This is a genomic window from Streptomyces sp. NPDC051987 (assembly GCF_040680735.1).
Classification (GTDB): Bacteria; Actinomycetota; Actinomycetes; order Streptomycetales; family Streptomycetaceae; genus Streptomyces.
In genome coordinates, this window is the sequence record NZ_JBFAXI010000167.1 from 1 (window position 1) to 8,543 (window position 8,543).

Here is an 8,543-nt window from a genome sequence, read left to right on the forward strand (position 1 = left end):
AGCCAGCTCCCGGACGCCGAACCGCTGACCCCCGTCGTCGACTCCACCGGCCTCGGCGTACCCCCCGCCCCCGCCCCCCCCCCGTCCGCTCGCGTAGGCTTGCCGGATGTTCAGCCCCGAAGGCCCGAGCCTGCGTGAACTCACCGTCCAGGCCCTCTCCTCGGTCGAGCGCGGCTACGACCTGCTGGCCCCGAAGTTCGACCACACCCCCTTCCGGACCCCCGACCCGGTCCTGGAGGCGGTCGCGAAGGCGCTCACCCCGCTCGGCCCCTTCGAGGACGGCCTCGACCTGTGCTGCGGGACCGGAGCCGGCACCGGGGTGCTGGGCCGGCTGTGCCGGCGCACCGTCACCGGGGTGGACTTCAGCGCCGGCATGCTGGCGGTCGCCCGCCGGCAGCCCCCGCCCGAGGGCCCGGACGTCGCGTACGTGCGCGGCGACGCCCGGGCCCTGCCGTTCGGCCCCGCCTTCGACCTGGTCGTCAGCTTCGGGGCGTTCGGGCACTTCCTGCCCCGGGAGCTGCCCGGCCTCTTCGGGCAGGTGCACGCGGTGCTGCGGCCGGGCGGCGCCTTCGCCTTCCCGGTGCTCGCGCCGCCGCGGCCCACCAGCCCCGCGTTCTGGACGCTGCTGGGCTTCGACGCCGTGATGCGGGTGCGCAACGCCCTGTGGCGGCCCCCGTTCGTCATGTACTACCGGGCCTTCCGGCTCGGCACCGTGCTGGCGGAGCTGACCCGGGCGGGGTTCGGCACGGACCTGTACCCGTTGCCCGGGTTCGGCACGCGCGACGACGGCGGCCCGCGTGCCCGGCTGGTCGTGGCCCGCCGGGGTCAGCCCACGGCGGGGACCGTGAACTCGTAGACGAGCGCGTCCTGGCGGGCGTCCACCACCAGGTCGGTGATCTCCAGCGGGCGCGCGAACTGGTCGTGCACCCGGCGGGTCACCCGGACCGTGGACCCGTCCGCGGCCTTGGTGATGGAGTCCCGGTGATGCAGGGTGAGCCCCGCCTTGCGCATCCAGTCGTAGGCCCGGCGCAGCTGTGCGCCGGCGCAGCCGTCGGCCCGGTCCCGGTAGCGGCCCAGCTCCTCCACCTCGGTCAGGGCCACCGTGGAGAAGGAGGTCACGGCGGTGCGCAGGGCGTGTCCGTCGGGGGAGGCGGACTCGTAGCGGTGCACCAGGGTCGGCCGGTGCGGGGCCAGCCCCAGCGCCGTCGCGTGCTCGGGCGGCGGCTCCTCCCAGGTGACCGTGGCCCGGTCGACCGCCCCCGGTTCCGTGGCCCCGGCGCCCACCGGGAAGGCCAGGGAGACCGGGCGCTGCACCGGACGGCCGCGCAGGGTCGCGTGGCTGCCCCGCCGGTCGGTGGCCACCAGGCCGCTGTGCCGCAGCACGTCCAGTGCCTGCCGGACGGTCTCCCGGCTGACCTGGAAGTGCTGGGCCAAGTGGCGTTCGCCGGGCAGCCGTTCACCCGGCGGTATCGTGCCGTCGCGCAGTTCGCCGAGGAGTTGTGTCGCGATCCGCCAGTACAGGGGCTGCCCTTCGCTCTCGGAGTGATCGTGGGGGGTGGTGCGGGCCATGCCGCTCCTCCTGTGGGTGACAAGAAGTAGCCGTGCGGGTTCGTTCCGCGACCACATCTAGCATTGGTCTAAACCATCAGGGAAGAGCGGCCGACGGGTTCGGCCGAAACCGTGCGGGCCTCACAGGCTCTCGTACACCGCCTTGACCAGGGCCGTCTTGCGTGGATCGTCGGCGATCCGCGGCCCCATGCGGTTCATGACATAGCCGAGGGAGACCCCCGCTTCCGGGTCGGCCAACCCGCAGGAGCCGCCGAACCCGTCGTGCCCGACGGCGCGCGGGTTCGGTCCGTACGAGCCGTTCGGGCCGCTCAGCCAGAGTCCCAGTCCGATCTCGGTCTCGTGCTCGAAACCCGCCCCGAGCACCAGGTCACGGCAGCTGCCCTGCCCCTCCCGCACCCGCTCCGCCGCCTCGGGCGACAGCACCCGCAGGCCGCCGTGCTCGCCCCGGCCGGCGAACACCCCGTACAGCGCGGCGACCGCGCGGGCCGTGCCGTGCCCGTTGGCCGCCGGGATCTCGGCCGCCCGCCACTCGGGGGTGTTCGCCGCGCCCGCGCCCACGCCCGGGTTGGCCAGGGCGGCGACCGCGGCGGGCGCCAACTGGCTGAAGATCGCGGCCTGTTCGCTCTCCGACACGACCCGGGGGTGCACCAGTTCGGCCGCCCGGCCCGCTTCCTTCTCCGGCAGCCCGATCGTGAAGTCGATGTCCAGCGGGCCGGTGACCTCCCGCTCCAGGAACGCCCCCGGCAGCAGCCCCGACACCCGCCGCACCACCTCGCCGACCAGGAAGCCGTAGGTCAGCGCGTGGTACCCGGACCTGGTCCCCGGCTCCCACCAGGGTTCGGTCGCCGCCAGCCGCGCGGTCGTCAGCTCCCAGTCGTACAGGTCCCGGAGCGAGTGCGGCTCGCGGAGCCCGGACAGTCCGGCCCGGTGCGAGAGCAGATGACGGACCAGGACGCGCTCCTTGCCCGCCGCCGCGAACTCGGGCCAGTGGTCCGCCACCGGCGCGTCGAGGTCGAGCAGTCCCCGGTCGGCCAGGATGTGGGCGCACAGGGCCACCGGTCCCTTGGTCGTGGACCAGACGTTGACCACAGTGTCGCGCTCCCACGGCCGGCTGCGTGCCGGATCCGCCCAGCCGCCCCACAGATCCACCACGGTCTCGCCGCCGACCGTCACCGCGACGGCGGCGCCCAGTTCCTCCCGGTCCCGGAAGTTCTCCTCGAACGCCTCCCGCACCGCCGTGAACCGCGGGTCGCAGTGGCCATGGACCTGGGGCTGTGGCTGGGGCTCGTGCTCGGACATGCGCCCTCCGTGGTACGCCGGAATACCCGGACCGCGACGCTGCGGCCGGACACTCCTGAACATACCGACTGGTCGGACTGGAGGGAAGGGCGGAGCGGCGAAGGTCAGAGGAGGAAGAGCGGCCCGGCCGGCTCCTGGTGGCCCTCGGCGGTGTGCCAGTAGTCGCGGGTCTCCACCGCGAGGCCCTGCGCGTCGAAGCGCAGGAACACGCACCCGGCCAGCGTGGCCGCCGTGCCCCCCTCCTCCGACAGCACCCGGAACTCCGCCGCCGCGACCCCGTCCGGACCCACCAGCGGCGCCGAGAACCGGACGTCCGCCACCCGCTCGGCCTCGAACGACCGGCGCAGGTAGGCGGCGAGTTCGTCCCGGCCCCGGTGCGGGGTGCGGAACGGCATCGAGCGGTGCACGCAGTCCTCGGCGTACAGGGCCAGCAGCGCGGTCACGTCGTGCGCCGCCCACCCCCGCTGCCAGACCCGGACGAACCGCTCGGCAGCCTCGCGCGTGTCCATCCCGGCCGCCTCCTCAGACGTACGACCGGAGCCAGCGCATCTTCGCCGCCTCGTGGTACGGGCCGCCGCCCTCGTGGTCGTTGAACTCGTACACCTCGATCGTCTTGTCCTCGTGCGCCCAGGAGTTGTACGCCGCGAAGACCGTGGACGGCGGGCAGGTCTGGTCCTCCAGGGCCGCCGAGAACAGCGCCGGGGCCCGGCCGCGCGCCGCGAAGTGCACCCCGTCGAAGTAGGACAGGGTGCGCTGCACCTCCGCGGACCTGCCCCGGTGGGTCTTCAGGAACAGGCCGATCTCCCGGTACGGGTGACGGTCCGTCAGCGTGGTGGCGCGCGGGAAGTCGCACAGGAACGGCACGTCCGGGGCGACGGCGACCAGGTCCGGTACCAGACCGCCGACGGCGATGCTGATCCCGCCGCCCTGGCTGGAGCCGAGCGCCACGGTCCGCGCCGCGTCGGTCAGCGGGTGCGAACGGGCCGCCTCCACGGCCCGCACCGCGTCCGTGAACACCCGCCGGTAGTAGTAGTTCTCCGGCGCGTCGATGCCCCGTGTCATGAACCCGGGGTACGCCGGCGCGCCGCCCACCGGGTCGGGGGTGCCGCCCCCGCCGCCCCAGGCACTGCCCTGGCCCCGGGTGTCCATCGTGAAGTGCGCCCGTCCCGTCGACGCCCAGAGCAGGTTCTCGTGCGCGAGCCCGCGGCCGCCGCCGTACCCGACGAACTCCACGACCAGCGGCAGGGGTTCGGTGGCGCCGGCCGGCAGTCGCAGCCAGCCCTTGACCGGGTGGCCGCCGAACCCGGCGAACGTCACGTCGTAGACGTCGACGGTGGACAGGCCGGTGTCGACCGGCTCGAAGCGGGCGTCGAGATCGTGCGCACGGGCCTCCTGCAGGGTCTTGGACCAGAAGGCGTCGAAATCGTCGGGCGCCACCGACGCACTGCGGTGCTCGCGCAGTTCGTCGAGGGGAAGGTCGAACAGGGCCATCTACAACCGCCTTGGCGAAGGGAAGGTGCGGATGATCACACCGTACGTGCGTGGTCCGACGAATCGCCAGGCCCCGGCGGCGCCGGAGCCCTCCGGCGAGCCCGTGCCGCCGGCTGTCGACCCGCTGCTCAGGACGGCCGGACAGGGCGTCGACGACGGCGCGCGGGAGGATCCGGCCGGCACGGTGGTCCCGGCGGGTGGTCGGGTCACCCCGCGTGGCCGCCCTGGGCCGGGCCGGCTCCCGCCCCCTGTCAGGCGCGCCCGCGGGTCCAGTCCGGGCCGGTGCGCGCCCACTCCTGCTCCCACTCGGCGAGCCGGTGGCGCAGCGCCACCCGGCGCACGACGCCATGGCCGAGCAGCACCACGGCCGCCGCGCAGCTCGCCGCGCACAGGCCCACGGTGACGGTGTGCTGCCAGACGGCGACCTCGTCGGGCGGCGGGGCGACCCCGTGCCCCTGCCGGTCGAACCACACGTCCACCGTGTCACCGGTCCTGGTCCCCGCCGGCACCCGGGCCACGGCCGTCTTCGTCCCCGCGCCGGGCACGGTCCAGCGGACACTCGTCCGGTACGCGTGCGCCCGGTCGCCGCCCTGCACGGAGGGCAGCTGCTCCGGGGCGCCGCCGACCACCACGGCCCGTACCATGTGCCGCTCGGACCGCTCAGCCGCCGCGACCGACCGCGCATGATCATGGGCCCACAGCCCCGCCACCGCCCCCACCAGCGGCGCGCCCACGCAGAGCAGGACCGCGACGGTCAGCGCGATCCACGCCTCCACCACGTCGGACGTGCGCCGCAGCGGGTTCTGCCGCCAGCGCCAGCCACGCACCCGGGTACGCATGTCGACCTCCTCGCCGCCGGAGCCGGAGGGCCGGACAGCCGGTCCGCAGCTCCCAGCGTGCCCCCGTTCGCACGCGAGCGTCCACACGGGACCGGCTACCCCGAACGGAGTACCCGCTCCCGGTGGAGTCACCGGCTGCGGCCGCGGCCGGAGCACGGGCGGTGCCGCGCGCCCCGGCCGGGCGCCGGTCAGGCCCCGGGTGCCGCTCAGGGGGCCGCGATGTACGCGGTGAGCAGGTCGCGGCAGACCGGGACGAGGTCCGCACCGGACAGGCCGCGCTTGGGCAGGACGGCGGAGGGCCTGCCCGCACGGTCCAGCAGGACGAACTGCCGGTCGTACTCCGTGAACGCACCGAACTGCGACCAGGCGTAGGCGGTGGTCAGCCCCTCCCTGCGGATGGTCAGCGCCTCCGGTGCGATCTCCGCCTCGTGCGGCAGCCGCAGGACGGGTGAGCGCCGCCGGGCGGCGAGGGCCCTGCGGCGAAGACTCCGCCGGGTGGTGACGGCGAGCGCCCTGAGGACGAAGTGGACGAGGACCACCGCGAGCAGCAGGAGGGCGGGGACCCACCACTGCCAGGGCCGCCCGGTGGCGGCCAGCCACACCAGCAGGCCCCACAGGATCACGAGGACGGCGACCGCCTGGCCCAGCGCCCGCCTGCGCGCGCGCCGCCGCACGGGAGCGCGGGCCAGCAGCTCCAGGAGGTCGTCGGCCTCCGGGACGTACCTCAGCGTCAGCGTCGGCTGCATCATCCCCCCTGCCCTCGACGGGCGAAACCCGCGCATCGTAAGGGCGGGCGCCGCAGAAGGGGAGTGCCGTGCGGGCGGCGAAGGGACCGGCTCGGGCCGATCATTGCGGCCGTATGAACGATCCGCGCGCGCGGGAATAGGGGCCCCGCGCTCGTCCTTGGCGCAGAGTGCCGCTGCCCGGACACCGGCGACAGCACCAGAGAGCGAGGAAACACGATGCCCCAGGCGTACGTCTACACCAGTCACGGCGGGCCCGAGACCGAGGCCTTCGCCGACGTCGACCGGCCCGTACCCGGCCCCGGTGAACTGCTGGTCGCGGTCCGCGCGGCGGGGGTCAACCCCGTCGACTGGAAGCTGCGCGGCGGTTTCCGCCGCCCCGGCGAGGGGGAGGCGCGCTTCCCGGTCGTCCTCGGCAGCGAGGCCGCCGGTGTGGTCGAGGGGATCGGCGCGGGCGTGACCGGGTTCTCGGTCGGCGACGAGGTCTTCGGCAACGCTCCCCACGGCGCGTTCGCCGAGTACGCCCTGCTGACGGCGTCCGTGACGGCGCACAAGCCCGCGGCACTGTCCTTCACCGACGCCGCCACCCTGCCGGTCGCCGCGGCCACCGCCTACGACGGCGTACGCCAGCTCGACCTGCCCGAGGGCGCGACCCTGCTGGTCACGGGCGCGGGCGGCGGAGTCGGCGTGGCGGCCCTGCAGATCGCCCACGCCTGGGGGCTGCGGGTGATCGCAGTGGCGAGCGAGGCCAAGAAGGACCTCGTCGAGTCGCTGGGCGCCGTGCACGTGCCCTCCGGGCCCGGCCTGGCCGACCGGGTGCGGTCCGTCGCTCCCGACGGCGTGGACGGCGTCTACGACCTGGTCGGCGGCGAGGTGCTGGCCGAGGCGGCCGGTCTGCTCGCCGACCGGACCAGGCTGATCACCGCGGGCGCACTGCCTCAGACCGTCGCGGCCCTGGGCGGGGCGCGGGTGGCACGCGCCCGGACCGCGGCGGTGCTGGACGCGGTGGCCGAGCTCGTCGTGGCCGGAGAACTCGACCCGCACGTCTCGCGGACCTTCCCGCTGGACCGGGCCGACGAGGCGCTGCGCGCCGTCGAGGAAGGGCACGCCCTCGGCAAGATCGTGATCGAGGTGGCCCCGTGAGCGTCCCGAACTCCCGTGAGGGTGCCCCGCACGTCCTGGACAACCCTGCCCGCGCCTCGCTCACCGGCCCGCACGCCCGCTTCGCCGAACGGCGCGGCCGGATCCTGCGCTACCCCGTCGACGTCTCCCCGTGGCTGGCGCTGCCCGACGACCCCGGTGCCGGCGACTGGGCCGATCTCGCCGCCCTGGCGGGCCCCGGCGCGGAGGTCCCGCTGCCCGGGTACCGGGGCGACCTCCCGGAGGGCTGGGAGCTCACGATGAACATCGCGGGCGTGCAGCTGGTGGACGACGGCATGGAAACCGCACCGGAACCGGCCGCGGTCCGGCTCGGCCCGGCCGACGTGCCGGAGATACTGGACCTGATCGAGCGCACCCGACCCGGCCCCTTCCTGCCCCGCACCGTCGAACTCGGTACCTACCTGGGCATCCGCCGCGACGGGAAACTGATCGCGCTGGCGGGGGAGCGGCTGCACCCGCCGGGCTGGACCGAGATCAGCGCGGTCTGCACCGATCCGGCCCACCGCGGCGAGGGCCTCGCGACCCGGCTCGTCCGTGCGGTCGCGCACGGCATCCGGGAACGCGGCGAGACCCCCTTCCTGCACACCGGCGCAGAGAACACCACCGCGATCCGCCTGTACGAGTCGCTCGGCTTCCGCCTGCGCCGCCGTACGGCGTTCATCGCGGCCAGGGTGCCGGCCTCGCTCGGTCAGCCGTCCGCGGAGCCCGCCGGGGTCCCGGCGTTGTAACGGGCCAGATATCCGGCGAACCTGACCAGGTCCGCCTCCGGCCAGTCCGCCAGCCGCTCCCGGAAGGCGGCCCGGCGGCTCCGCGTGACCTGGGCCAGGATCTCCTGCCCGGCGTCCGTCAGATGCAGCACCTGGACCCGGTGGTCCGCCGGGTCCAGGCGGCGCTCGATCAGTCCCACCCGCTCCAGCGCCGCCACCTGCCGGCTGACCGTGGACTTGTCCAGGGCGTAGTGCGCGGCCAGATCGGTGGCCCGGCAGCCGCCGCTCTCCTCCAGATGCCCGAGCAGCGTGTACGAGACCAGGGACAGCTCGGGATGCATGCGCCCGGCCGACGCGCGGGCCCGGCGCGCGAAGATCGTCATCTCGCGCTGGATGGTCTCGACCGCCGTCTTTGCCGCTGTCACGGACGCACCTCCTCGACAATCCAGTTGCATAGTACAACTTGAAGGCGTCGCGGACGCTTGGGGCCTCAAACCGGTACCGAGGACGGCCGGCTGGGCACCGACAGCTGGATGGCGGCACGGCGGATGCTCAACGCCTGGGGCTACAACGCCGGTACCGTCGACGGGATCGCCGGACCGCAGACCAGGGCCGCGTCCTGGAACCACAACGCTACGGGCTGCTGAGAAGCCCCCGCATGCCGGTCCGGGCCGGTCGAGCGGGCAGGGCCGCGGAGGGCCATCTGCCGCGGCTCGACATGAGGCGGGCGCGGT

At 74.7% G+C, this 8,543-nt stretch carries 11 protein-coding genes; 4 read left to right on the plus strand and 7 right to left on the minus strand.

The features are described from left to right. Positions 1-106 precede the first annotated feature (106 nt). Positions 107-856: a class I SAM-dependent methyltransferase gene (locus AB0M11_RS40495; protein ID WP_365713837.1), complete on the plus strand. Its 750-nt coding sequence runs from the start codon at positions 107-109 to the stop codon at positions 854-856. Here the strand turns inward: AB0M11_RS40495 and AB0M11_RS40500 are convergent. From AB0M11_RS40500 to AB0M11_RS40525, 6 genes are all read right to left on the minus strand, one after another. Continuing rightward, positions 826-1,569, minus strand: coding sequence for a GntR family transcriptional regulator (locus tag AB0M11_RS40500; RefSeq protein WP_365713839.1), 744 nt, complete (start codon positions 1,567-1,569; stop codon positions 826-828). The genes AB0M11_RS40495 and AB0M11_RS40500 overlap by 31 nt on opposite strands. Positions 1,570-1,689: 120 nt before the next feature. Then, the gene (locus AB0M11_RS40505; RefSeq protein WP_365713841.1) at positions 1,690-2,868 is read right to left on the minus strand and encodes a serine hydrolase domain-containing protein; all 1,179 of its coding nucleotides are present in this window, start codon (positions 2,866-2,868) and stop codon (positions 1,690-1,692) included. 104 nt (positions 2,869-2,972) lie between these two features. Next, complete coding sequence (locus AB0M11_RS40510) at positions 2,973-3,377, minus strand: nuclear transport factor 2 family protein (protein ID WP_365713844.1); 405 nt, start codon at positions 3,375-3,377, stop codon at positions 2,973-2,975. A gap of 13 nt (positions 3,378-3,390) precedes the next feature. Beyond that, a complete protein-coding gene (locus AB0M11_RS40515; RefSeq protein ID WP_365713846.1) occupies positions 3,391-4,359 on the minus strand; it encodes an acetylxylan esterase in 969 nt (322 codons plus the stop codon). A gap of 251 nt (positions 4,360-4,610) precedes the next feature. After that, positions 4,611-5,198, minus strand: coding sequence for a DUF3592 domain-containing protein (locus AB0M11_RS40520; RefSeq protein ID WP_365713848.1), 588 nt, complete (start codon positions 5,196-5,198; stop codon positions 4,611-4,613). Between the two features lie 206 nt (positions 5,199-5,404). Further along, positions 5,405-5,947 carry a YcxB family protein gene (locus AB0M11_RS40525; protein ID WP_365713850.1) on the minus strand — a complete coding sequence of 181 codons (543 nt, stop codon included), beginning with the start codon at positions 5,945-5,947 and terminating at the stop codon, positions 5,405-5,407. Positions 5,948-6,160: 213 nt separating this feature from the next. Between AB0M11_RS40525 and AB0M11_RS40530 the strand changes: the two genes are divergently transcribed. Beyond that, on the plus strand, positions 6,161-7,084 hold the full coding sequence (locus AB0M11_RS40530; RefSeq protein ID WP_365713852.1) for an NADP-dependent oxidoreductase: 924 nt from the start codon (positions 6,161-6,163) through the stop codon (positions 7,082-7,084). Further along, entirely contained in the window at positions 7,081-7,830 is a 750-nt protein-coding gene (locus tag AB0M11_RS40535; RefSeq protein WP_365713854.1) for a GNAT family N-acetyltransferase, read from the plus strand. The genes AB0M11_RS40530 and AB0M11_RS40535 overlap by 4 nt, the downstream gene beginning before the upstream one ends. Here AB0M11_RS40535 and AB0M11_RS40540 read toward each other — a convergent pair. Further along, on the minus strand, positions 7,791-8,264 hold the full coding sequence (locus AB0M11_RS40540; protein ID WP_365713856.1) for a MarR family winged helix-turn-helix transcriptional regulator: 474 nt from the start codon (positions 8,262-8,264) through the stop codon (positions 7,791-7,793). The genes AB0M11_RS40535 and AB0M11_RS40540 overlap by 40 nt on opposite strands. A 27-nt stretch (positions 8,265-8,291) precedes the next feature. On the opposite strand from AB0M11_RS40540, the gene AB0M11_RS40545 reads away from it, so the two are divergent. Beyond that, a complete protein-coding gene (locus tag AB0M11_RS40545; protein WP_365713858.1) occupies positions 8,292-8,456 on the plus strand; it encodes a peptidoglycan-binding domain-containing protein in 165 nt (54 codons plus the stop codon). The last annotated feature ends 87 nt before the right edge of the window (positions 8,457-8,543 follow it).

What these genes read in the sequence shown, in the direction of transcription:
- AB0M11_RS40495 (WP_365713837.1), top strand. Translation starts at nt 107, where the DNA reads ATGTTCAGCCCCGAAGGCCCGAGCCTGCGTGAACTCACCGTCCAGGCC.
- AB0M11_RS40500 (WP_365713839.1), bottom strand. Translation starts at nt 1,569, where the DNA reads ATGGCCCGCACCACCCCCCACGATCACTCCGAGAGCGAAGGGCAGCCC.
- AB0M11_RS40505 (WP_365713841.1), bottom strand. Translation starts at nt 2,868, where the DNA reads ATGTCCGAGCACGAGCCCCAGCCACAGCCCCAGGTCCATGGCCACTGC.
- AB0M11_RS40510 (WP_365713844.1), bottom strand. Translation starts at nt 3,377, where the DNA reads ATGGACACGCGCGAGGCTGCCGAGCGGTTCGTCCGGGTCTGGCAGCGG.
- AB0M11_RS40515 (WP_365713846.1), bottom strand. Translation starts at nt 4,359, where the DNA reads ATGGCCCTGTTCGACCTTCCCCTCGACGAACTGCGCGAGCACCGCAGT.
- AB0M11_RS40520 (WP_365713848.1), bottom strand. Translation starts at nt 5,198, where the DNA reads ATGCGTACCCGGGTGCGTGGCTGGCGCTGGCGGCAGAACCCGCTGCGG.
- AB0M11_RS40525 (WP_365713850.1), bottom strand. Translation starts at nt 5,947, where the DNA reads ATGATGCAGCCGACGCTGACGCTGAGGTACGTCCCGGAGGCCGACGAC.
- AB0M11_RS40530 (WP_365713852.1), top strand. Translation starts at nt 6,161, where the DNA reads ATGCCCCAGGCGTACGTCTACACCAGTCACGGCGGGCCCGAGACCGAG.
- AB0M11_RS40540 (WP_365713856.1), bottom strand. Translation starts at nt 8,264, where the DNA reads ATGCAACTGGATTGTCGAGGAGGTGCGTCCGTGACAGCGGCAAAGACG.